Origin of the sequence: Pararhodobacter oceanensis (assembly GCF_003076755.1) — a bacterium.
Taxonomy (GTDB): domain Bacteria; phylum Pseudomonadota; class Alphaproteobacteria; order Rhodobacterales; family Rhodobacteraceae; genus Pararhodobacter; species Pararhodobacter oceanensis.
Window position 1 is genome coordinate 796,299 of sequence record NZ_QDKM01000001.1, and the last position, 23,209, is coordinate 819,507.

Genomic DNA, 23,209 nt, shown 5'->3' on the forward strand with positions numbered 1-23,209 from the left:
GCTCACCCCCAGAGTATTTTTCGCAAGATGAAGCGGGTCAGCCGTCCAGCTTGGTGAAATCCGCCACCCCGCCGCAGATCGTGCGAATGCGGCTGAGCAGGTTGAGCCGGTTGCGGCGCAACACCTGACTGTCAGTGTTGATCTGCACCGCCTCGAAGAAGGCGTCGATGGGCGCGCGCAACCCCGCCATCGCGTGCATCGCCGCGGCGAAATCCTCGGCTTGCATGGCAGGCGTAATCGCGGCTTCGGCGCTGTCGAGGGCGGCAAACAGGGTGTGCTCCTCGTCGGTCTCGGCGTATTTCACATCCGCGCCAAAGGAGTATTCGACGCCGTCGTTTTCCTCGGCTTGGGTAAGGATCGAATTGGCGCGTTTGAACCCTTGCAGCAGGTTCGGGCCGTCCGCGGTTTTCAGCAGTTCACTGAGCGCCCTGGCGCGTTTGACCAGCAAGGTCAGGTCATCGTTGCCGGGCATGGCAAGGCAGGCGTCGATGACGTCATGGCGGATGCCCTGATCGCGTAGGTAGACCTTCAGGCGGTCGTGGAGGAAAGTGAGGAGGTCTTGTGCCAAAGAGAGCCCCAGAGCAACGTCTGGGCGCGCCTCTGTCGGCGCCTTGTCCAATTCTCTGGCTCGGATCTTTTCATCTTCAAATTGTGCCGCGAAAGCTTGAAGAACGTCATCATTAACTTGGCCCCTGAGAGCTTCGATCGCAGGACGAACTGGGGCGAAATCTTCCTCCGCGGCTAAATGGCCCACATGCTTCGCGAGCGCAAGAAATGCTCGCTCGTAGAGCGAAAGGCGCAATGCATTGGTCACTACTAGCCTAATCACCCCGAGCGCAGCGCGGCGCAGGGCAAAGGGGTCTTTGGAGCCGGTGGGTTTCTCATTGATCGCCCAGAAGCCGGTGAGCGTGTCGATTTTATCGGCCAGCGCGACGGCGACGGAGATGGGGTCGCTGGGCACGTCATCCGAGGGGCCAAGCGGCTGGTAGTGGGCTTTACAGGCATTCGCCACCGCATCGGGCAGCCCCGCCGCGCGCGCGTAATAGACGCCCATGGTGCCCTGCAGCTCGGGGAACTCGCCGACCATCGCGGATTGCAGGTCGGCCTTGGCGATCTGTGCAGCCTGTTCGGCAAGGTCGGGATCAGCTTCGACCAAGGGCGCGATCTCGCGGGCAAGTGCAGAAATGCGATCTATCCGCGCTTTCTGGCTGCCGAGTTTGTTGTGGAAAGTCACATTTGTCAGACCTTCGGCCATGCCCGAAAGTCCGACATTCGCAATCACGCGTAAGTCATTCTCCCAAAAGAACTTTGCATCAGCGAGGCGGGCGGCCAGCACCTTTTGGTTGCCGCGCAGAATCGTCGCGCCTTGGTCCGCGGTGTCGCGGTTGGCGACTGTCACAAATCGAACAATTCGCCCGTCTTTGGGATCGCGCAGGGAAAAGAACTTCTGGTGCTCGCGCATCGAGGTTTGCAGCACTTCGGGCGGCAGGTCGAGGAATTGCTCTTCGATCTCGCCGACCAGCACCACCGGCCATTCGACCAGCCCCGAGACCTCGGCCAAGAGGCCGGAGTCCTCGACCAGTTCCAGCCCCAAAGCAAAGGCGCGGGTCTCGATGTCATGGGCGATGCTCGCCGCGCGCTCTTCGGCGTCGAGCACCACAAAGGCGCGCTTCAGCTTGGCGGCGTAATCCTCAAAGCCGGTGACCTTGATCTCATCGGGCGCCATGAAACGGTGGCCGCGGGTGGTGTCGCCCGCGGTGATGCCGTCGAGTTCAAAGGGCACCACCTCGGTGCCGTCGTCGCGGGTCATCACGCAGAGGATCGAATGCAGCGGGCGCACCCAACGCAGGCTGCCCGCGCCCCAGCGCATCGACTTCGGCCATGGGAAATTGCGGATCGCGCTTTCCAGAACTTCGGCAAGGATCACCGGCGCCGCACGCCCCGGCTTTTCGATCGTGGCCAGATAAAACGCGCCCTTTTTATCCTCGCGCTGCTCCAGTTGCTCGAGCGTCAGTCCGGTCGAGCGCAGAAAGCCCTCGATGGCTTTCTCGGGCGCTGCGACCTTCGGGCCTTTGCGCTCTTCGCGCAGCGTCGGGCTTTGCTCGGACAGCCCCTCGATGGCCAGCGTCAAACGGCGCGGCGTCGAATAGGCGCGGGCATGGGCATAGGTCAGCCCGCCATCGACCAGACCATCGGTGACCAGTTTGCGCAGATCCTCGGCCGCGCGGCGTTGCATACGGGCGGGGATTTCTTCGGAGAAGAGTTCGATCAGAACATCGGGCATGGCTTGGCTCAGCTTTCAGGCGGGGGCGGACAGTGGGCGGGCAGCGGATCGTCGTCAAACAGCGCCGCACCGCAGGCATTGAGTTGCGGCCAGACATAGGCATGGCCATCGGGATAGAGCGCCATCACATGGTCGAAGCCGTAGGGCGCGTCTTGCTCGACCAGCACCGCGCGCGCGGCGCCCGCCTCGAGATCGGCGGCAATCGTGGCGGCGTCGAAGCAATCGAACCATGAGGGCGAGATCAGCGGTTCGGCATCCGTATAATCGACCAGTTCGGGCAGCGCGCCGGTAATTTCAAAACAGGCGCGGTAGCGCAGCGGCGAGGAGTCGCTGTCGATCCCCTCGAAACCCGCGATACTCAGATTGGCGACACCCTCGGGCGTGGCGATCGCATAGCCGATCTGCGGTTCGAGCCGGTCGTAATAGCCGTAGACCTGCGTGTAATAGATCCCCGCGCCGACAACCACCGCTGGCAGCACCAGCGCCAGCACCGCAAGCTGGCCTTTGGTCACGCGTTTGGTGACAGGCGTGGTCACGCGGCCCACCCTCCGGCCTCGGTTTGCACAAAGGCATCGGCGCAGAGTTTGGCCAGCGCCCGCACGCGACCGATATAGGCCTGCCGCTCGGTGACCGAGATCACCCCGCGCGCGTCCAGAAGGTTGAACAGATGGCTGGCCTTGATGCATTGATCATAGGCCGGATGCACCATGATGATGCGCTTGCTGGTGGTCGGATCGTCATGCGGCGCGTCAAGAATGCGCTGGCACTCGGCCTCGGCATCCTCGAAATGCTGCAGCAGCATCGCGGTCTCGGCCTGATCAAAGTTCCAGCGGCTGTATTCCTGCTCGGTCTGGCGGAACACATCGCCGTAACTCAGGGCAATCGGCGCCTCGGGGTCGTTGAACGGCATCTCCATCACGTGGTCAACGCCAAGCACATACATCGCCAGCCGCTCGAGCCCATAGGTCAATTCGCCGGACACCGGCTTGCAGTCATGGCCGCCGACCTGCTGGAAATAGGTGAACTGGCTGACCTCCATCCCGTCGCACCAGACCTCCCAGCCCAAGCCCCAAGCGCCGAGCGTCGGGCTTTCCCAGTCGTCCTCGACAAAGCGGATATCATGCAGCGCGTCGTCAATGCCGATGGCGCGCAGGCTGCCGAGATAGAGTTCCTGCAGGTCCGGCGGGCTGGGTTTGATCAGCACCTGATACTGGTAATAATGCTGCAAACGGTTCGGGTTCTCGCCATAGCGCCCGTCGGTGGGGCGGCGCGAGGGCTGCACATAGGCGGCGGCCCAAGGCTGGCTGCCAAGGCTGCGAAGGGTGGTCGCCGGATGGAAGGTGCCAGCGCCGACCTCCATATCGTAAGGCTGCAGGATCGCGCAGCCCTTTTGCGCCCAATAGGCCTGAAGGCGCAGGATGATTTCCTGAAAACTGCGGGGTTTGGTGGTGCTCTCAAGCATCAAAGCCTCGATCCATGGCAGGGTCTGCGAAGGGGTCATGCACCGGCGGGCCCTCGGCATCTGGTCAGACACTGGCGGGCGGGCGGTACGCGCGTTGCCGCCTCAATAGGCAAGCCACTGCGCAGGGTCAACGCCAGCCCCCTGCCCGATTTCATGCAGAGCCGATAAAAAATAGCCAATTACACGGTTGAAGCCCCGAACTAACCAAGATTTTATCAGTAATAACCGCGTGACCCTGCTACGGTCGCTTGGGAATCATAAGATCAACAAATTGTGGGACACCCGTGACAGATCGTATTTTTAGAAGTTTATTCACCGCCCTGCTCGTGCTGTTTCTGGCTCCGGTGGCTGCAATTGCGCAGGCGTCCTACTGGGTCCAGATCGAAGCACATGCGACATTACGCACCGCCGAAGATTTCGCCACCCGTTACCAGCAGCGGCTGGGCAATATCGCCGGTTTCCGCATTGCCGGTGGCTGGTATGCGCTGGCGATGGGACCATTTGCCAGCGAGGATGACGCCGAAACCCGCCGCGCGCAGCTTTTGGCCTCGCGCGAGATCCGCGGTGATGCCTATGTCACCGACAATGCGATCTACGGCCAGCAGTTCTGGCCGGTTGGCGGTCAGGCCGCCGCGTTGCAGCCGCTGAGCGTCGAAGGCGCAAGTGTCGCTCTTGCTGCCGCACCCGAGGCCGAGGCGAATGCCACGGCAGATGTCGCGACCACGGCCACTGATACCGGCAATGCGGTGGCGCAGGTGCTGGCACCGGTGCAGGAAACCGTCGAACTGGTTGAAACCGCCACTGATGTGATCCCCGAGGCGGTTGCCGAGACCGTCCTTGCCGCGGAGACCGAGCCTGCTCCGGTTGCGGAACCCGTTGCGGAACCCGAGCCCGAAATCATCGAGACCCTCGCCACCGCGCAGGCCGATGAGCGCCAGTTGACCCGCGACGACCGGATTGCGATCCAGATCGCCCTGCAGTGGTTCGGCTTCTACCGCTCGGGCATCGACGCGCAATTCGGCCCCGGCACCCGCTCGGCGATCCGCAACTGGCAGACCGACAAAGGCTATGAGCCTTGGGGCTTCCTGAGCACCTCGCAGCGGATGGAATTGCTCAACGGCTATGACGCCGCCGTCGCCCGCTATGCTTTCGCGCCGTTCCGCGATGAGGCTGCGGGGATCGAAATCACCCTGCCGCTGGGCATGCTGCAATTCGACCGCCACGAAGCGCCTTTCGCTCATTTCTCCGAGACCAACGACAGTAACATGCGCGCCCTGCTGCTCAGCCAGGAAGGCTCGCAAGCGACGCTGTTTGGCCTTTATGAAATCCTGCAAACGCTGGAAATCATCCCGCTGGAAGGCGAGCGTGATCGCGGGCGTGACCGGTTTATCATCACCGGCCAGAGCGCCACGCAGCGCGCCCATGTCGAAGCGCGCCTGCAAAACGGCCAGATCAAGGGTTGGGCGCTGTTCTGGGAGCCTGCGGCAGATGCCGACGCTACGCTGGTGATCGATTCGATGCGCGACAGCTTCCGCCCGATCGAAGGCGTGCTGCCCTCGAACCTCGGCGCTGCCGCCTCGACCGTGGCGCGGCGTGACCTGATCGCAGGGCTGGACGTGCGCCGCCCCGACCGTTCGCGCACCGGCTTTTTCGTCGATGCGGTGGGCACGGTGGTGACCAGCGCCGAAGCGGTGCAAAGCTGTGAGCGGGTGACGATTGACGAGGCTTATGGCGCCGATATCCGCACCGTCGACGCGGCCAACGGCATCGCGGTTCTCTCGCCGCAAGAGCCGCTGGTGCCCTTGGCCTTCGCGCAATTCGCCTCGGCCGCGCCGCGCGCCGGTTCGGACATCCGCGTCTCGGGCTTCAGCTATCAGGACACGCTGACCCGTCCGATCATCACCTTCGGCCAACTCAGCGAGTTGCAGGGGCTGAACGGCGAACCCGAGCTGCGCCGCCTGACCGTGGGCGCCGAAGCGGGCGATTCCGGCGGGCCGGTGTTCGACTCGAACGGCACCGTCATCGGCATGCTGCTGCCGCGTCCCGAGACCCCGGGCCGGATGCTGCCCGATGATGTGAATTTCGCGGTCTCCTCGAACGCGATCCTCTCGGCACTGCAAGGCGCGGGGCTGACCGGCACCCAAAGCCGCGTGGCGATCCCGATGTCGGCGGAAATCCTCACCCGCGTCTCGGCGGATCTGACGGTTCTGGTCTCCTGCTGGAACTGATCCACAGCTTATAAACCACAACGGGCGGCCCCTGATCGGGCCGCCCGTTTGCATTGTGCAGATCATGCCTCCAAGGCTTCGCATCTTCGCCTGTTGTGGTCATACAGGGATGGCCAAGCCGATGCCCTCGCGCCGATTGGTCACCTCACCCCGAGGCCGCCCCTGCCCTGCGATCAACTGCGCCAGAACCGTGGCAGCAGGATCACCAGCACCGCGATCATCTCCAGCCGCCCCATCAACATCGCCGCGGTCATCAGCCATTTGGCGCTGTCGGGAAAGGCATCCATCGCGCCGGTCGGCCCGACACCCGCGCCGAACGCAGGGCCAATGTTGCAAATCGAGGTCCATGCGGCGGTGAAGGCGGTGCGCATCTCGAGGCCGGTCAGCGACAACCCGATGGTCAGAATGCCGAAGCCCAGCACAAAGGCCGAGAACATCACCACCACCGAGACCACCACATCATCATCCAGCCGCCGCCCGTCGAGATGCAGCAATATCACCCGATTGGGCGAGACCAACTGCCGCAACTGCGCGCGGATCGCCTCGAACAGCACCAGAAAGCGGAACACTTTCAGCGAGCAGCCGGTCGAGGCGGTGCAAGACCCGATGAACCCGCCGACAATGAACACAAGGATCGGGAAATCTCCCCAAGACCCCACGTCGGCGCTGCCGTAACCGGTGCCCGAGAACAGCGACACCACATTGAAGGTCGCCTCGCGGATGATCGGCTCGATCGCCGCTTCGCTGTGGAACGCGCGATATAGCGACACCAGCGCGATTGCATAGAGCGTCCAGCGGAAATAGGCGCGCACCTGAATGTCGCGAAACAGCGGCGTGACCGATCCGTTGACCATCTGCACATAGCGGATGAACGGCAGACCGGCGAGCCACATGAAAGCGGCGCTGATCCAGTGGATCTGGCCGTCGAACTCGCCAAACGAGGTGTCGCGGGTGGAGAACCCGCCGGTCGAGACCGTGGTCAGCGCATGGTTGATCGCATCAAACGCGCCCATCCCGCCAACCAGATAGGAGAGCGCGCAGAGCACCGTCAGACCGGCGTAGATCTGCACCAGCATCCAGCTGATATCGGCGGCGCGCGGCAGCACTTTGCCCATCGTGTCAAAGCCTTCCGAGCGGAAATGCTGCATGCCGCCAACCTTCATCACCGGAAAGAAGATCAGCGCCACGATCACGATCCCCAGCCCGCCCAGCCATTGCAACATCGAGCGCCAGAGCGTCAGACCGGGGGGCAGACCATCGAGCCCGACCAGAATCGTCGAGCCGGTGGTGGTCAGCCCCGACATCGATTCGAAAATCGCATCGGTCCAGCCGATATGCCCCAGCCCCAGCATCAGGGGCACCGCGCCGAACAGCGGCAGCACGGTCCATGTCAGCGTGGTCAGGAGGAACGACTGCCGCAGGGTCAGCGCCGCGCCAAGGCTGTTGGCGGTGGTCAGGATCAGCGCCCCGCCCGCCACCATGGTGACAAAGGCCGATTGGACGAACACCTTCCAATCAGAGCTGCCAGCGGTGATATCGACCGCAAGCGGCACGATCATCAGCGCCCCGAGGGACACCAGCAACCAGCCGATAATATGGGCGACGGGTCTGAAATCAATCATGGCAAAGCCTTGGCGGCGGCGCGCAGCGCTGTCAAGCGGCTCCGGTCTGCGGTGCGGGGCGCGCGCCTGCTGTCCAAGGCGCGAAAGCGGCGCGTCACAAGGGGTTAGGGCAGCGTGTGGATCGGACAATCGGCGCTCAGCCGCGCCACATCCTCGGCGCGGCACAGCGCGCTGCCCGGCGTCATCACCGCCGCCGAGGCCGCCGCTGTGCCCATGCGCAGGGCCTCGGCCAGATCGGCGCCCTGCGCCAATGCCAGCGCGAATCCGCCAGTGAAACTATCACCCGCGCCGACCTTGCTTGCCACCGACACGTCAGGCGGCGCGCAGTGCAAACGCAAGGTTTTGGAGGCCAAAACCGAGCCCTCGGCGCCGCGCGCCAGTATCACCACCTGCGCCACGCCGCCGCGCACCAAAGACTGCGCGAAATCCAGACTGTCACTCACAGTGTCCAGCGCCCGCCCGGCCAGCGCCTCGGATTCGCGCAGATCCATACGCAGCGCAAACAGCGGCTGCTGCGGGTCGGGATGCGCCACCAGATAGGACAGTGCGCTGCCCGAGGTATCGACGATCAGTCTGGACGGCGCCACCTGCCGCGCCAGCTCCTGCGCGAAATCATCCGGCACCCCCTGCGGCTGGCTGCCCGAGAGCACCACCACAGCCCCCGCGCCGATCCGCTGGCTTTCCTCGCGCACCCGCGTCAGAAACGCCGCCGCCAGATCCCCGGACCACAGCGGGCCGGGCATCACGAAACGGTATTGCGCAGCGGTCTCCTCCTCGGTCACCGCAAGGCTCTGCCGCGTCTCGCTCTCAATGCGGAACCGCGCCACAGTGACGCCCGAGGGCTCGAGCAGTTTCATCACCCGCGCGCCGGTGACACCGCCTAGCGCCGCCGCTGCCGTCGCCTGCCCGCCCAGCGCGGCAATCGCCCGCGCAACATTGATCCCGCCGCCGCCCGGCTCTTCGCGCGGGTCTTGCAGTCGCAGCTTGGGGCCGGCGCTGACCTGCGGGGTCGCAGCGCTCAGATCAAGGCAGGGGTTCAGGGTGATGGTCAGGATTTCGGACATTCACGGCCCTCTTTGCAAGTGTCGCCGTGATCGCTGCTGCCTGTCCTGCATCCGATCATATTACCCGATATGGATCAGCGTCGAGAAGAGTTTGGGATCAAGGCTCTGCGCCTCGAAGGCGGCACCACGGGTCAACACGCTGACCGCATCATGGCTGTGCAGGCTCTCTTGATGGCTGGCCACGACGCGGAAATCGCCGATCCGTGCGTCACCCTCCAAAGCCTCGCAAAACAGCCGCGCGGCATCCTCGACAAAGATCGGATTGGCGGCGTTGAGTTCGGCAAAGGCCTGTTCATCCTCGCGTTTGACCATCACCTGCGTTTCCGTGGGCACGGCGCTGCGGCAGGCGTCGATCAGGTCTTCGAACCACAGCACTTTGCCGGGCAGAACCTCGACCGAGATCCGCGCCACCGAGCGCTGCGAATGCGGCGTCGCCAGTTGCCCGCGCCCTGCGCGCGCGTGTTCGCTGAGTTCCAGCGAGCAGGGGCAGGTCGAGGAATAGACGTAATCGAGATGGATAAACTGCCGCCGCACGCCGCCGGTATCGACCAGCTCCAGCGCGATATCGTAATATTGCCAACCGGTCAGCCCCGAACGCAGGCTGTTGACCTTCAGCGGGAAAGAAAACCGCATCTGGATGCGCGCATCGAAACTCTCGAGGTCGTTCTTATAGTCATCCAGCGCCGCCTCGACGACCTGCGAACTAAAGCGCTTTTCGGCATGCACATAGAAACTGCGCATGATCCGCGACATATTGATGCCCTTTTTCTCGGCCTCAAGGCTGACCGTGCCGGTGATCGAGGCCTGCAACGTCACATCGCCATGCTCAGCACTATCGCCACCGCCATCGCGGGTCATGAACCGGATCGGCAGGCGGAAATTGGAAATCCCCACATGCTGGATCGCCGTCCGCGCGCCTTTGATCAGGCTCGACGGGCCGTTCTGTAAATCCGGCATGGTGCGTTTATAGGCGGTATCGGCCTCGAACTCGGCGGGGTAATCGCGGCGGAATTCGGGATAGGCGGGGTCAGGCTCACCGGGCAAAAGACGACGCAGCGCGGGGTCCATCGCCGCAAGCTGCGCATCGCTGGCGCGCGCGGCAAAGGCGCGCAACACGTCCAGCGCGGCCTCGGCCTGTGCGGTATCCGGCTCGAAATCAGCCGCAGGTTTCTGGATATTCATCGCTCGCCCCCCAAAACATGACGATCACCTTGCTCGACCTGTGGCTCGGCCCGTCCCCGGGCACTTAGGGCCTATAAGGTAAACCTCACACGCGCAGTTTCAACGGTCATACGCGCCAATCTCGCCATCGGATCACCCTTTGGCGACACTATACGGATGCCAACGCCGCCTGCAAATCCGCCAGCAGATCGCCGGTATCTTCCAGCCCGACACTGAGCCGGATCAACCCGTCGGTGATCCCCAAGAGCGCCTTTTGATCCTCGGGCAGCCGCTGGTGGGTGGTCGTCGCCGGATGCGTGGCGATCGAGCGCGCATCGCCCAGATTGTTCGAGATCAGCACAATCTCCAGCGCATCCATAAAGGCAAAAGCTGCCGTTTTTCCGCCCTTCAGATCCATCGCCAGCACCGTGCCCGGCCCGCCCATGATCGCCTGCGCCAGCGCGTGTTGCGGATGCGCAGGCAGCCCCGGAAACAGCACATTCGAGACCGCCGCATGGCCCGCAAGCGCCTCGGCAATCGCCTGCGCACTGGCCGCCTGCGCCTTGACCCGCAGTTCCAGCGTGGTCAGCCCGCTGAGCAGCATCCAGGCGTTAAACGGGCTCATCGCGCCGCCGGTATGTTTCATATAGGGCTCGATCTTGCCGCGGATCAGCTCCCGCGAGCCCAGGATCACCCCGCCCAGACAGCGGCCCTGCCCGTCGATATGTTTGGTCGCGGAATAGACAATGATATCAGCGCCATGCTCGGCCGCGCGGCTGAACACCGGGGTGGCAAAGACATTATCCACCACCACCAAAGCGCCCGCCTTATGGGCGATCTCGATCACCGAAGGCAGGTCGATCACCTCCAGCGTCGGGTTCGACACGCTCTCAAGGAACACCAGCTTGGTATCCGCGCGGATCGCCGCCTGCCACTGCGCCAGATCGGTGCCATCGACGAATTCGACCTCAACCCCGTAGCGCCCCAGCACATCCTCAAGCACATAAAGACACGAGCCAAAAAGCGCGCGGCTGGCGACCACATGGTCGCCCGCTTGGCACAACGCCAGCAAAGCACCCGAGACCGCCGCCATCCCAGAGGCGGTGGCGAATGCATCCTCGCAGCCCTCAAGACTGGCAATGCGCTCTTCGAACACCGCCACCGTCGGGTTGCCATAGCGCGCATAGATGAACTCATCCGCGCCGGATTTGACGAACCGCGCCTCGGCGCTGGCCGCATCGGGATAGGCGAAACCCTGCGTCAGATACATCGCCTCGGCCATCTCGCCATATTGGCTGCGGCGGGCGCCGCCATGAACCGCGCGCGTGCGTGACTTCCAACCAGATGAATTGACCATCGCCTGTGTCCCTTTTGCGGCGCTCAACACCGCGTGATCCGACGCCGGCAGGGGCGGTTGCGCAGTGACGCGAAACCAAGCCTCTTTAGCGGAAGGTTTAGCGTGGACCGCAAGCCGGCACAAAGCCCCACGTTACGCCTTGCGTTACGGCATTTGCGCGGGTTTCGTCAATGCCGCTGCGGTGGTTTTCACCGCACCTGCGCTGCGCCCTGCCGCGGCATTTCCCAAACAACGCCCCGCAATCGCCCGCCGCCTGCCCCGCTATTGCCCCGATTGGGCGCGACAAGCAGCAGGTAGAATGAGTGCAGGACGAATTTAATATGAAACCGACGATCAAGAATTTTGTGTGTAACGAGTTCGGCGGTGTCCCTTTAAATATCATAGCCCTGACCGCCTCGGTGTTCGGCGCCTCGGTCTTTGGCCTTGGCAAATTTGTCGATCAGGCGCGCGCCCAGACCATGCTGCAGACCGAAATCTCGCTGGTCATGCCGCTGCAAGAGCTGCATATGACCCGCCCGGCGCGGCAATCGACCGAAGCGGCGCTGCGGGCGATGGATGACGCCACGCTGAGCCTCGCCTATGCGCGCATTCATGCAACCTTTCGCGAATATATTGGCCGCGATGACCTGACCGTGGCCCGTGCGCTGGTCGATTACGCGATGCTGACCGAGGCCGAATTGCACGCCCGCGGGGTGATGCGCCCCGGCGGCACCGATAGCGCGATCGACATGCTGACCACCTATCAACTGGTGCTCTGAGCGACCCAAAAACCACAGCTGCAGGGTTAAAGCCGCGGACGGGGTCACCGTCACGCGGTTTTCACATTTTCGACATTTATCGCGCTCAGGCTGAACTGATGAGGCGATTTGACCGTCTTACTTCCATAGGCTGGACGACCGCGCCGCGACCGGTGCCCGCCAGCCAAGCTAGATTTGAGAATAAGGACGCCCCATAAACCGCAGATTTTAAGTGAAAGCCGCGAGATGACCCTGATCCCGATCACCGCATCCAAAACCGGCCTGCAGCTGGCAGGTGATGGCGGTGATTTGGGCGGGGATATCGGCGGCGGACAGGGCAACAAGGCACCGGATCTGGCCATCGCCGCAGCGCTCAAACATCTCCCCGCCTCGGCGCCGGTGGTGATCATGCTCCACGGCAAAGGCTATTGCCCCGGTGTCTCGGGCAAAGACCCCCATGATCTGATTTTCGCCCCCCGCGCCGGTCATGGCCGCAGCCGCTTTGTCTCCTGGCCGCGGCGCCTGGGCTTTGCCCTGCCCGGCCCGCGCCAGCCCCTCGGCCTGTGTATCGCGCTCGGCTGGGATGCCAGCGGCCGCCTGTGGCGCGCCACCGCCGCCGCCGATGCCACCGCGCCGATGCTCGCGCGCCTCATCCAGATCATCCGCCGCGCCGATCCTTCGCGCCGCGTCGATTTGATCGGCCATTCGCTTGGCGTGCGCATCATTCTCGGCGCGCTGCCGCTCCTCGCCGCAGGCAGTGTCGGCCGTGTGTTGATGCTCGCCGGCGCCGATTTCACCCACCGCGCGCTCCATGCCCGCGCAAGCCTTGCCGGAGCCGAGGCGGAGTTTTTCAACATCACCACCCGCGAGAACGATCTTTACGATTTCCTCTTCGAGCGCGCCTTCTCGCCCCGCGGCGCAGGCGCCTCGCTCGGTCGCGGCCTGCCAGCGGCACCGAACTGGCTCGATATCCAACTCGACAACCCCGCCACCGACCTGGCCCTGCGCCGCCTCGGCCTGCCCTTGGCGCCGCCGAAATCGCGCATCTGCCATTGGTCGGTCTACCTGCGCCCCGGCGTCTTCCGCCTCTACCGCGCGCTCCTGCACGACCGCACGCGCCTGACCCTGCCGGTGCTCACCGAAAGCCTCGCCACCCCGCCCGAGCCACGCTGGTCCCGCCTGCGCCGCCGCGCGCAGCCAATAACTGCGCCCGGCTTGACACAGCCCCTCTAACCCCATCTTTGTGCAATAAATATCCTGGTGGGAGGTGCGCCAGCACCGTGGGAGGCAAAGCCTCCCGGCGGGCCGCAGGGCCTCGATGGCCCTAAGTCCCGCCCCCTACAGCCCCGCGCCAGCCTCAGCAGCCCGACTTAGCGCGGCCCGGTCCAATAGCGGTCGATCAACCTGTAATTGCCCATCAGGAACACAAACATCACCCCCATCTGCCCGAAGGTGTCCCAGAGCACATAGATATCAGTTGAGAAATTGCGCCAGACCACTTCATTCATCGCCGCAAAGACCAGAAAAAACCACGCCATGCGCCGGGTCAGCACCATCCAGCCCTCATGGCTGATCGGCAGCGCCTGATCGAGCACAAAGGCCAGCCACGACTGCCCGCGCCACAGACCGATGAACAGCAAAATACCAAACAGGCCGAAAATAAACGTGCTCTTCATCTTGAACACGCGTTCGTCGTTGAACAAGACCGTCGCCAGCCCCAGCACCACCACCATCGCCAGCGTCACCAGTTGCATCCGCGACAGCCGCCCGGTGAGCTTACGCAGCACCAGCGCCGAGGCGATCTGCAGCGGCACAAACAGCACAATCGCCACGACAAACCCGCCGTAGTCACGCCCCGCGACCGTGACACTGGCATCGCGCAGCCAGAGGTAGGCGGCCAGAAACACCAAAAGCGGGCCGAATTCCAACAGCTGTTTGACCAGCGGTGAGGGCTGCGTTGCTGGCTGCGGTGAAGGCTGCGATGTGGGCTGGGCGGCATCTTGCGGCTCGGCGCCTGCCGCGGTTGCGGGCTCTACGGGCGAGATCGGCTCAACATCAGGCGCGCGGGATTTGTCTGGATCGGTCATCTAAACTCCGAAGGGTCACTGCGGCCCCATCTGCCCGGTTTTACCCCTGCAAGGCAAGCCGCATCCCGCCCCGCCGCGCTCACGACCCCGCGACACCGGCTGTGATACCGACTGCGACACCGGCGCTTTGCTTGCCTTTCCCCCCTGCCGCGCGGCATACACAAGGCAACGATCCATCCACTGCGACCCCATTCCCTGCGGAGGCCCAAATGACCCTGTCCATCTATCTGTCCGGCGAAATCCACACCAATTGGCGCGACGAGATCGAAAGCGGATGCGCCGCCGCCGGTCTCGATGTCACTTTTTCCGCACCGGTCACCGATCACGATGCCTCCGATGATTGCGGCGTCGCCATCCTCGGCGCCGAATCCGATAAATTCTGGCATGACCACAAGGGCGCGAAACTCAACGCGATCCGCACCCGCAAGGCAATTCAGGATGCCGATATCGTCGTCGTCCGCTTTGGCGAGAAATACAAACAATGGAACGCCGCCTTTGACGCGGGCATGGCCGCCGCGCTGGGCAAATCGCTGATCGTGCTGCACAGCGCCGAACACCAGCACGCGCTCAAAGAGGTTGACGCCGCCGCCCTCGCCGTTGCCGAAACCCCGCAGCAGGTGGTGCAACTCCTCACCTATGTGCAGCGCGGCACCCTGCCCGCGTAACCGCGCGCGGCCGGCGCGCTTAGCCGCACCGCGAATGCACAATTGAATACCGCCGCCTTGAACGGCACAAGGAAACCTGACCTCGCAGCGGATCGCATCATGCCCGAACCTCGCCTTGCCGACAGTTTGATCGAGAGCTTCGGGCATATCATCATCATCAACCTGCCGGGACGCGCCGACCGGCGCCGCGAGATTGACCGCGAGCTGCGCCGCTTCGGCCTCTCGCTCACCCATCCCGCCGTCACCCTGTTTCCGGCGATCCGGCCCAAGGATGACGGCGGCTTCCCCTCGATCGGCGCGCATGGGGCGTTCCACAGCCATCTCGGCGTGTTGGAACATGTGCTTGCCGAGGGCTGGGACCGCGCCCTGATCCTTGAGGACGACATGGGGTTCGCGCCCGATTTCGCCGCGCGCCTGCCCGCCCTTGCCACGGCGCTGGCCACCCGCGACTGGCACATGCTTTACGGCCACCCCGGCCATAAGCCCGATCAAACCCCGGCGCCTGACGCCGAGGGTCTGATCCCCCTGCCCGCCGATCTCGGGTTGATCCAATTGCATTTCTACGCCGTGACCCGTGATTTCGCGCAGACCGCGGTGCCGGATTTGCGCGCCATGCTCACCCGCCCCGTGGGCAGCCCCGAGGGCGGGCCGATGCATGTCGATGGCGCGCTCAATTGGGTGCGCCGCTGCCATCCCGAGTTGACTGCGCTCGCCATCAGCCCCGAGATCGCCGGTCAACGCGCCTCACGCAGCGATATCGCCGCGCCCCGCTGGTTCGACCGCCTGCCGCTCCTGCGCCACCTCAGCGCGGCGCTGCGCACATACCGCCAAGGCAAGCGGCGCTGATTTTCTGGCGCGCCCGCATGCGCTGCGCAATCACTGCGCCAGCCCAACAGACAAACCTGCAACGGATGGGCCCCGACAGGCTCTAAATCCCGCTCCCCGCATGCCCTGACACCACCCGCCAGACCAGCGCCTCATACCACGCCGCCTGCGCCGCGCTCACCCCCTCGGGCCGCGTCAACCCGCTGGGATCGCTCCTGAAAATCACCGCGTAATGGGCCAGCGCCACCAGCCAAGCGCCCAATTCCGAGGGATGGATCGCATCGCGAAACAGGGCGCTGATATCCGCCACCGGCGCGCGTCCGGCCTCGATCTCATCGTAGAGCGCCGCCATCACCGAGATCGCCGGGATCAACCGCATCTCCGCCACGCCCGCGGGCCGCGATTCATTGACCGAAGCGCGGATCTCCTCCCAGACACGCAACTCTCGGTCCAGCCGCTCGCGCCACGGCAGACCCCGCTCCACATCCGAGCCACGCCCCTCAAACTCCGGCCCGCTCTCCAGCGACACCCAGGACGCATAGAGCACAACATCCGCCCCCGCCGCCCAAGCCAGTTCGGCAAACCGCCGCGCGAACCCCATACTGTCGTGATAGCGGACGGTATTCGACAGCGCCACACGCTCGGTCAGCACCAGCAGATCGAACTCCGCCATCCGCGCCCGCAGGTCCAGTCGCGGCGCATTATTCCAGCGCCACTCCATCGGGCTGCCGGGGATCGTCGATAATTCCACCGACCCGCGCGGGCCACCCGCCGCGCGGATCATCGCCTCCAGCGGATCATGGACCGGATCGGTCAGACTATGCCCCGACATCACAATCCGCAGATCCAGCGGCACCTCCTGCGCCGCCGCAGCCAGCGAAGACACCACCAACACCACGGCCAAGACCAGCCGCGCGATACACTCATGAAACCTGCGAAACCTGAACATAGCGTTAAAGCTAACGCGCAATTTCCATACAAACCAGCGCATTCGCCCCGCATCTTGCCCGCCTCGGCTGCGCGCGCTATGCCAATCCCAACCGGAGGACATCCATGACGCCCAAAGATTTCGACACGCTGGTGCACAGCCGCCGCTCGGTGCGCGGTTACCTGCCTGATCCCGTTGACGATGCGGTGATCACCCAAGCCGTGCAAACCGCGCTCTGGACCCCGTCGAATTGCAACGTCCAACCATGGTCGCTGCATCTGGTGTCGGGCGCCAATCTGCGCGCCCTCGGGGCAGCGATGATCGCACAGGCCAGCACGGGGCAACCCGCCCCCGATGTGCCGATGGATACCGCCTATCAAGACGTGTTCCGCAGTCGCCAGATCGGCGCCGCCAAAGCGCTCTATACGGCAATGGAGATCGCCCGCGACGACCATCAGGGCCGCACCGACGCCTTCCTGCGCAATCTCGACGCTTTCGGCGCACCGCATGCGTTTTTCGTCTTTCTGCCCGAGGGTTTCGGCACCCGCGAGGCCGCCGATCTCGGCGGTTTCGTGCAAACGCTCCTCCTCGCGCTCACCGCGCAGGGGCTCGGCAGCTGTCCGCAGGGCGCGCTTTCACTCTACCCAGATCTGGTGCGCGATCACCTCGGCCTGCCACAAGGCCCGCAACTGATCTGCGGCATCGCCTTTGGCCATATCGACCCCGATCACCCGAGTAACACCGCCCGCACCGACCGCGCCGCGCTCACCGATATCCTCACCCGCCATCCCGCCTAACCGCTTCATCTTGCGATAAATACTCTGGGGGTGAGGCCCGCAGGGCCGAGGGGGCAACGCCCCCTGAAACCGCGCCGCAAGGCGCTCATACCCACCACCGGGGCGCCAGACCCGGTGACAATTTAACAACTCAAACCTGCGCCAACCCGTCAAGGATCCGCGCCAGAGCCTTCGGTTGCGTCAGCTGCGGCACATGCCCGCTGTCCAGCGTAAACACCGCCTCGCAGGGGGTGCGCGCGACCATCTCTTGTTGCAATGCAAGGGTGACAACGCGGTCCTGCGCGCAAAACACATAGGCCCGCGGCACCTGCGCGAAACCGCCACCAAGGATCGCCGGATCCCCCTGCGCCTTATTCGATTGCGCGCAGACCTCCTGCATCGCGCGCGCCGCCTGCGCGGGGCTGGCGTCGGGAAACAGCGCCTGCGCCGCCAGCTCGGGCTCCAACACCGTGGTGCCGCGCAGAGGACCGGGGCGCACCGCGTCCTGCACGCCGCGCGCGTCTTGCTGGCGGATCAGGTCCAGCAGGCTCTCGCCGTCGCGTGGCAAGAGCGCCGCGACATAGACACAGGCACGCACCCGCGCGGGTTGACGCGCCGCCACCTGCGCGATCACCATCCCGCCCATCGAATGGCCGACCAATACCGCCGGCGGCCCACCCGCAAGCACCGCCTCTACATGCGCCACATACTCCGCCATGCCGACCTGATCGGGCGGCACCGCGCTTTCGCCATGGCCGGGCAGATCGAGCGCCTCAACATCATGCCCGGCGGCGGTTAACAAAGGCGCAACCGCCGCCCAGGTTTTGCGCGTGCCCCATGCCCCGTGGATCAAAATTATCCGTGCCATGCTGTCATCCCGCCCTATCTGTCGCCATACCTTACCGGTCAAATCCTACCCGCGCGATCCCCCTGCGCAACCACCCAATCCGGCCACTGACGTTGCGTCGGCCAGAGCCTATGGCTTGCGCCAGCGCCCCGCCGCGTTACCTTTCCGACAGATCTCTGACCACTGACCCGCATCGCCAAGGCAGCCTAAGGAAAACGCCATGACCCATCCGACCAGCACCAAAGCCCTCAGCCTGCGCGACGGCGGTTTTGCCAGCGCGCCCACGCCGCAAACCCCCGAGAGCCTCGCCGCACATCTCGACTGCACCGACGTCACCCTGCCCGCTCCTGCCGAGGGCCAAGTGGTGATCGAAGTGATCCTCGCGCCGGTCAACCCGTCGGACCTGTTCTTCATCCAGGGCGGCTATGGCCAGCCCCGCGTGCAAGGACAGGCGGCAGGGTTCGAGGGTGTCGGGCGGGTGATTTCGGGCAACGGCAAAGCCGCCGAGGCGCTGATCGGCCAGCGGGTCTCGTTTCTGGGCACCGGCAGTGGCACATGGGCGCAGTATGCGATCTCGGATGCGGCGCTCTGCATTCCCCTGCATGACGCGGTTGCTGACGCCGACGCCGCCGCGCTGATCGTCAACCCGCTGACCGCCGTGGCGCTGGTCGAGCGGGTCAAAGAGGCGGGCAGCACATCCTTCATCGTCAATGCCGCAGGCTCGCAATTGGGCCGCTTGATCCTCGGCTTGGCCCGCGACGAGGGGCTCGCGGCTATCGCGGTGATCCGCCGCAGCGGTGTCGAGGATGAACTCCGCGATCTGGGCGCCGCCGAGGTGATCACCGCCGCCGACGCCGACGCCGCCGCGCAAACAAGCGCCGCGCTCAAAGCCCATAAACCGCGAGTGCTACTGGATGCGGTCGGCGATCAATCCACCGCCGATCTGTTCTTCGCCATGCCCTCGGGCGCGCGCTGGATCAGCTACGGCAAAATGTCCGACGAGGCCCCGCGCCTCACCCAGATGGGCCAGTTCATCTTTATGGACAAACATATCGAGGGCTTCTGGCTCAGCCGCTGGCTCCCCTCGGCCCCGCCCGAGCGCCGCGCTTCAGTGATCACAAAGGTGCAGGAACGCTTTGCCAGCGGCAAATGGAGCACCCGCGTCGCGGCCGAAGTGCCGCTGGATCAGGCGCTCGACAAGGTGCTGCCGCTGCTCGCCCAAGGCGCGGGCAAGGTGTTGATCAAACCCTAGGATCCCTTAGCGACAATAGGTTCCGCCATTGCGGTGGCGGGCCAGATCGAAGTGGAAATGATCCTGATGATAGCGGTCAGCTTCGGGGCCGAGCGTGGTGCGGAAGATGCCGCAGGCGGCGCTATACATCGCGCGCAGATCGCTGCGATGCGGGCGGCGGCGCCAGTGCCGGTCAACCCGCACCACATCGCCGTTGTTCAGCCTATAGCCCGCCACATCAATCGCCATCCCGCGCCCGTGTTCCGAAATCCGCGCGCCGGGCCGGTTGTTGCGGGTGCGGCAGGAATAATCCCCGATCACACGGATCTGCGCAACGCCGCCCCCGCGCCGCCCGACCGCCGGTAGCATCGCCCCCTGCACCCAATCGGCAAAAGCGCGGCCAAGGGCGCAATCCACCGTTGCAGGCTGCGACAACGGGATGCCGTGCACCGCTGTGATACTCACCGGTTCCTCGACCCCGCAGCCCCGCGTTGCCGCGCGGATACGCGGCAATTGCCGCCCCTGTAGCGCCCGACTGCCGCAGATACCCTGCCGCACGCCGCCGCTGGCGCCGCGCAGGGGCGCCGCCACCCGTGCCACCTGTGCAGGCCGGGTCTGGACCAATCTGGCCTGAGCGGCGGCAAAACGCGCCGCCGCGGCCCGTGACCGCGCCCTTGGGTGCAGGCTGCGCGCCACGCCGGGCAGCCTTGGATCAACCAGCGTTAGCGGCGAGGCGGGCGGCGAGAGGGGCGGCGGGCTGGGCAGTGCGCTTTGTGTGCCGACACCCAGCGCCTGCGCCACCGCGCCATCGGTCTGCGGCACCAGCAGCGGCACGTTCAGCGGCAAAGTGCCCGTCGCGCCGCCCAGATGCGCCGGACGCGGACGCGGGAAAAGCGAGTGCCAGGGCACCTGCGCCGCCGCCGCTCCGGCGATCGCCAGTAGCGCGCAAATCATCCCTGCCCCTGCCAGCCTCCGCATGCCTCAGTCCCGTTTGATCCGGCCAAAATCGGGCGCATCGGTGTCCTGCCCGGCGTCGATGATACCACGCCGGATATCGCGTGTGCGGGTAAAATACGCATGTAGCTGCTCGCCGTCGCCCATGCGGATCGCGCGCTGCAAAACGAACAGCTCCTCGGTGAACCGCCCCAGAATATCCAGCGTCGCGGCCTTATTGGTTAGGAAGACATCACGCCACATCGTCGGGTCCGAGGCCGCGATCCGGGTGAAATCGCGAAACCCCGAGGCGGAATATTTGATCACTTCGGATTTCGAGACACGGTGCATGTGATCGGCGACACCGACCATCGTGTAAGCGATCAAATGCGGCGTATGCGAGACCACCGCCAGCACCAGATCATGATGCTCGGGGTCCAGCTCATCGACCTTCGCCCCCAGCGCCTCCAGCAAGTCGCGCAGCCGCGCCACCGGCGCCGGCGCGCTCCCTTCCAGCGGCGTCAACAGCCACCAGCGGTTCTCGAACAGCGTCGCAAACCCCGAATACGGGCCGGAATGCTCGGTCCCCGCCAGCGGGTGGCCGGGCACGAACTCCACGCCCTCGGGGATATGCGGCGCCACCGCCTCGATCACCGCCTGTTTCACCGAGCCGACATCAGTCACCGTCGCCCCCGGTTTCAGATGCGGCGCGATCTCGGCGGCGACCTCGGCCATCGCCCCCACCGGCACCGCCAGCACCACCAGATCGGCGCCCTGGACCGCCTCGGCGGCGCTTTGATAGACGCTATCGGCAAAGCCGATCTCCAGCGCCGCGGCCCGCGTTTCGGCGCTGCGCGCATAGCCCGCGATATGCGCCACCAGCCCGTGCCGCCGCATCGCATGCGCCATCGACGAGGCGATCAGCCCCATCCCGATCAGCGCCACGCGCTCATAGATCACAGCCATCAGCGGACCCCTTTGAATTTTGCGATCACCGCCACGATCCGGCGGCAGGCGTCCTCATCTCCGACGGTGATCCGCAGGCAATCGGGCAATTGGTAACCGCCGACCTTGCGCACCAGTATTCCCGCCGCCCGCAGCGCCGCGTCGCAGGCCTCGGCCTCGGCGGGGCTGTCAAACCGCGCCAGCAGGAAATTCGCGTGGCTCTCGTCGCAGCCGACACCCATCTGCTCCAAAGCGGCACGCAGCCAGTCGCGCCAACGCGCGTTCTCACTGGCGCACCAGCGGGTATACTCCACATCGCGCACCGCCGCTTCCGCCGCCGCCATCTGCCCGTTCGACAGGTTGAACGGCTGGCGCACACGGTTGAGCACATCAATGATCTCTTGCCGCGCATAGCCCCAACCAATGCGCAGCCCGCCGAGCCCGTAAATCTTGGAAAACGTCCGCGTCATGATCACATTGGGGAACTCTTCGACCAGCGACACGCCGCCGTCGAACCCGTCCGCATATTCCGTATAGGCCCCGTCATGGACCAGCAGCACCGAGGGCGGCAATTCCCGCGCCAACCGCTGCAACTCGCCCTCCTCCAGCATTGTGCCGGTGGGATTGGCCGGATTGGCGATGAACACGATCCGCGTGCGCGGCGTCACCGCCGCAAGGATCGCATCCACATCAACCACCCGCTCGGCCTCATCCACTTCAACGGGCACCGCGCCTGCGGCATGGGCCAGAATCGGATACATCGAGAACCCGTGCCGCGTGGTGATCACCTCGTCACCGGGACCGGCGTAGCATTGGGTGATGAATTGCAGCACCTCATCCGAGCCCACGCCGCAGATAATCCGCGCCGGATCCAGCCCGTAGACCTCGCCAATCGCGGCGCGCAGGGGCGCATGATCGGTCGCCGGATAGCGGTGCAACTCGCCCGAGGCCGCGGCATAGGCCGCTTTCGCCGCCGCACTCGGCCCGTAAGGGTTTTCATTGGCCGAGAGTTTCAACACCTCGGTCTGCCCCGCCAACTGGCTTTCGCCACTGACATACAGCGCGATATTCATGATACCCGGCTGCGGTGGGATGATCTCGCCCATCCTCAGTCTCCGTTCCCTGCCCTTGCGGACGTTTCTACCTGCCGCCCCATCTGACCGCCCATTGCGCGCCCAGATCTGCGGCTGTGAAAGCCCTATCCGGCTTCATCTTGCCCTAAATACTCATACACGGCCTGCCACGGGCACAACGCCAGACCCTTACACCCCGCCGGCCCCGCAAACGCCCTGCACAACAGACAAAAGGGCCGCGCCGGTTCTCCCGGCGCGGCCCCAATGCATCTGCAAGACCTGAAAAGCCGAGGCTAAATCAGTTCTTCGCGTAATATTCGACCACCAGGTTCGGCTCCATTTGCACGGCGAAGGGCACATCGGCCAGCGTCGGGGTGCGCAGGTAGGTGGCGGTCATTTTCGAGTGATCGGCTTCGATGTAATCGGGCACTTCACGCTCGACCAACTGGGTGGCTTCCAGCACGATGGCCAACTGGCGCGAACGCTCGCGCACGGCAATCACGTCGCCTTCTTTAACACGGTACGAGGCGATGTTGACGCGCTGGCCGTTGACGGTGACATGACCGTGGTTGACGAACTGGCGTGCGGCAAAGATCGTCGGCACGAATTTCGCGCGGTAGACCACGGCGTCGAGACGACGCTCCAAGAGACCGATCAGGTTCTCACCGGTGTCGCCCTTGATCCGGGTCGCGTCGCTAAAGATGCGCTTGAACTGCTTCTCGGTCAGGTCGCCGTAATGGCCCTTGAGCTTTTGCTTGGCACGCAGCTGGGTGCCGAAGTCCGAGATCTTGCCCTTGCGGCGCTGACCATGCTGGCCCGGACCGTATTCACGGCGGTTGACCGGCGATTTGGCGCGGCCCCAGATGTTCTCGCCCATGCGGCGGTCAATTTTATACTTGGCAGCGGTGCGTTTGGTCATCGCTGATCTCCTTCTGTTAAAGCGAAGGGCGTTGTCCTTCCCCCGAGGGGTGACAGGTATCCTCT

At 64.7% G+C, this 23,209-nt stretch carries 21 protein-coding genes and 1 riboswitch; of the genes, 7 read left to right on the forward strand and 14 right to left on the reverse strand.

Annotated elements, in window-relative coordinates:
* Positions 1-37: 37 nt before the first annotated feature.
* From glyS to DDE20_RS03565, 3 genes are read right to left on the reverse strand one after another with little or no spacing between them, the layout of a single operon-like run.
* Entirely contained in the window at positions 38-2,284 is a 2,247-nt protein-coding gene (glyS, locus tag DDE20_RS03555) for a glycine--tRNA ligase subunit beta (RefSeq protein ID WP_116557032.1), read from the reverse strand.
* 8 nt (positions 2,285-2,292) lie between these two features.
* A complete protein-coding gene (locus tag DDE20_RS03560; protein ID WP_240607826.1) occupies positions 2,293-2,820 on the reverse strand; it encodes a DUF6446 family protein in 528 nt (175 codons plus the stop codon).
* The gene (locus DDE20_RS03565; RefSeq protein ID WP_116557253.1) at positions 2,817-3,746 is read right to left on the reverse strand and encodes a glycine--tRNA ligase subunit alpha; all 930 of its coding nucleotides are present in this window, start codon (positions 3,744-3,746) and stop codon (positions 2,817-2,819) included. Before DDE20_RS03565 ends, DDE20_RS03560 begins: the two co-directional genes overlap by 4 nt.
* Positions 3,747-4,030: 284 nt before the next feature.
* Here DDE20_RS03565 and DDE20_RS03570 point away from each other — a divergent pair, with 284 nt between their 5' ends.
* Positions 4,031-5,974, forward strand: a complete 1,944-nt coding sequence (locus tag DDE20_RS03570) for a trypsin-like peptidase domain-containing protein (protein WP_165814409.1) — start codon at positions 4,031-4,033, stop codon at positions 5,972-5,974.
* A gap of 173 nt (positions 5,975-6,147) precedes the next feature.
* Here DDE20_RS03570 and DDE20_RS03575 read toward each other — a convergent pair whose 3' ends face one another.
* The 4 genes from DDE20_RS03575 to metZ form a co-directional block, all read right to left on the reverse strand.
* Complete coding sequence (locus DDE20_RS03575) at positions 6,148-7,596, reverse strand: TrkH family potassium uptake protein (protein ID WP_116557034.1); 1,449 nt, start codon at positions 7,594-7,596, stop codon at positions 6,148-6,150.
* A 104-nt stretch (positions 7,597-7,700) separates the two neighbouring features.
* Positions 7,701-8,660, reverse strand: a complete 960-nt coding sequence (locus DDE20_RS03580; RefSeq protein WP_116557035.1) for a 1-phosphofructokinase family hexose kinase — start codon at positions 8,658-8,660, stop codon at positions 7,701-7,703.
* Between the two features lie 60 nt (positions 8,661-8,720).
* Positions 8,721-9,842: a GTP cyclohydrolase FolE2 gene (folE2, locus tag DDE20_RS03585; RefSeq protein WP_116557036.1), complete on the reverse strand. Its 1,122-nt coding sequence runs from the start codon at positions 9,840-9,842 to the stop codon at positions 8,721-8,723.
* 148 nt (positions 9,843-9,990) lie between these two features.
* Complete coding sequence (gene metZ, locus DDE20_RS03590) at positions 9,991-11,178, reverse strand: O-succinylhomoserine sulfhydrylase (protein ID WP_116557037.1); 1,188 nt, start codon at positions 11,176-11,178, stop codon at positions 9,991-9,993.
* A gap of 64 nt (positions 11,179-11,242) precedes the next feature.
* Positions 11,243-11,319: riboswitch (SAM riboswitch) on the reverse strand.
* A 179-nt stretch (positions 11,320-11,498) separates the two neighbouring features.
* On the opposite strand from metZ, the gene DDE20_RS03595 reads away from it, so the two are divergent.
* On the forward strand, positions 11,499-11,936 hold the full coding sequence (locus tag DDE20_RS03595) for a hypothetical protein (protein WP_116557038.1): 438 nt from the start codon (positions 11,499-11,501) through the stop codon (positions 11,934-11,936).
* Positions 11,937-12,161: 225 nt separating this feature from the next.
* Positions 12,162-13,148 carry a lipase family protein gene (locus DDE20_RS03600; RefSeq protein WP_116557039.1) on the forward strand — a complete coding sequence of 329 codons (987 nt, stop codon included), beginning with the start codon at positions 12,162-12,164 and terminating at the stop codon, positions 13,146-13,148.
* A gap of 137 nt (positions 13,149-13,285) precedes the next feature.
* Here DDE20_RS03600 and DDE20_RS03605 read toward each other — a convergent pair whose 3' ends face one another.
* Positions 13,286-14,002 (reverse strand): inner membrane-spanning protein YciB, encoded by a 717-nt coding sequence (locus DDE20_RS03605; RefSeq protein ID WP_116557040.1) that lies wholly within the window; start codon positions 14,000-14,002, stop codon positions 13,286-13,288.
* Positions 14,003-14,211: 209 nt separating this feature from the next.
* Between DDE20_RS03605 and DDE20_RS03610 the strand changes: the two genes are divergently transcribed.
* Positions 14,212-14,667, forward strand: a complete 456-nt coding sequence (locus DDE20_RS03610; protein WP_116557041.1) for a YtoQ family protein — start codon at positions 14,212-14,214, stop codon at positions 14,665-14,667.
* A gap of 99 nt (positions 14,668-14,766) precedes the next feature.
* Complete coding sequence (locus tag DDE20_RS03615; protein ID WP_116557042.1) at positions 14,767-15,513, forward strand: glycosyltransferase family 25 protein; 747 nt, start codon at positions 14,767-14,769, stop codon at positions 15,511-15,513.
* Positions 15,514-15,595: 82 nt separating this feature from the next.
* Here DDE20_RS03615 and DDE20_RS03620 read toward each other — a convergent pair whose 3' ends face one another.
* Positions 15,596-16,483: a hypothetical protein gene (locus DDE20_RS03620; protein ID WP_133240317.1), complete on the reverse strand. Its 888-nt coding sequence runs from the start codon at positions 16,481-16,483 to the stop codon at positions 15,596-15,598.
* A 62-nt stretch (positions 16,484-16,545) separates the two neighbouring features.
* On the opposite strand from DDE20_RS03620, the gene DDE20_RS03625 reads away from it, so the two are divergent.
* The gene (locus DDE20_RS03625) at positions 16,546-17,217 is read left to right on the forward strand and encodes a nitroreductase (RefSeq protein WP_116557044.1); all 672 of its coding nucleotides are present in this window, start codon (positions 16,546-16,548) and stop codon (positions 17,215-17,217) included.
* 130 nt (positions 17,218-17,347) lie between these two features.
* Here the strand turns inward: DDE20_RS03625 and DDE20_RS03630 are convergent, their stop codons facing one another.
* Entirely contained in the window at positions 17,348-18,064 is a 717-nt protein-coding gene (locus tag DDE20_RS03630) for an alpha/beta fold hydrolase (RefSeq protein WP_116557045.1), read from the reverse strand.
* 199 nt (positions 18,065-18,263) lie between these two features.
* On the opposite strand from DDE20_RS03630, the gene DDE20_RS03635 reads away from it, so the two are divergent.
* Positions 18,264-19,295: an alcohol dehydrogenase catalytic domain-containing protein gene (locus tag DDE20_RS03635; RefSeq protein ID WP_116557046.1), complete on the forward strand. Its 1,032-nt coding sequence runs from the start codon at positions 18,264-18,266 to the stop codon at positions 19,293-19,295.
* A gap of 6 nt (positions 19,296-19,301) precedes the next feature.
* Here DDE20_RS03635 and DDE20_RS03640 read toward each other — a convergent pair whose 3' ends face one another.
* The 4 genes from DDE20_RS03640 to rpsD all read right to left on the reverse strand — a co-directional run bounded on the left by DDE20_RS03640 (position 19,302) and on the right by rpsD (position 23,144).
* The gene (locus DDE20_RS03640; protein ID WP_116557047.1) at positions 19,302-20,252 is read right to left on the reverse strand and encodes an extensin-like domain-containing protein; all 951 of its coding nucleotides are present in this window, start codon (positions 20,250-20,252) and stop codon (positions 19,302-19,304) included.
* 3 nt (positions 20,253-20,255) lie between these two features.
* Positions 20,256-21,173, reverse strand: a complete 918-nt coding sequence (locus DDE20_RS03645; protein ID WP_116557048.1) for a prephenate/arogenate dehydrogenase family protein — start codon at positions 21,171-21,173, stop codon at positions 20,256-20,258.
* Entirely contained in the window at positions 21,173-22,258 is a 1,086-nt protein-coding gene (gene hisC, locus DDE20_RS03650) for a histidinol-phosphate transaminase (RefSeq protein WP_116557049.1), read from the reverse strand. Before hisC ends, DDE20_RS03645 begins: the two co-directional genes overlap by 1 nt.
* Positions 22,259-22,523: 265 nt before the next feature.
* On the reverse strand, positions 22,524-23,144 hold the full coding sequence (gene rpsD, locus DDE20_RS03655; protein WP_116557050.1) for a 30S ribosomal protein S4: 621 nt from the start codon (positions 23,142-23,144) through the stop codon (positions 22,524-22,526).
* Positions 23,145-23,209: the final 65 nt, after the last annotated feature.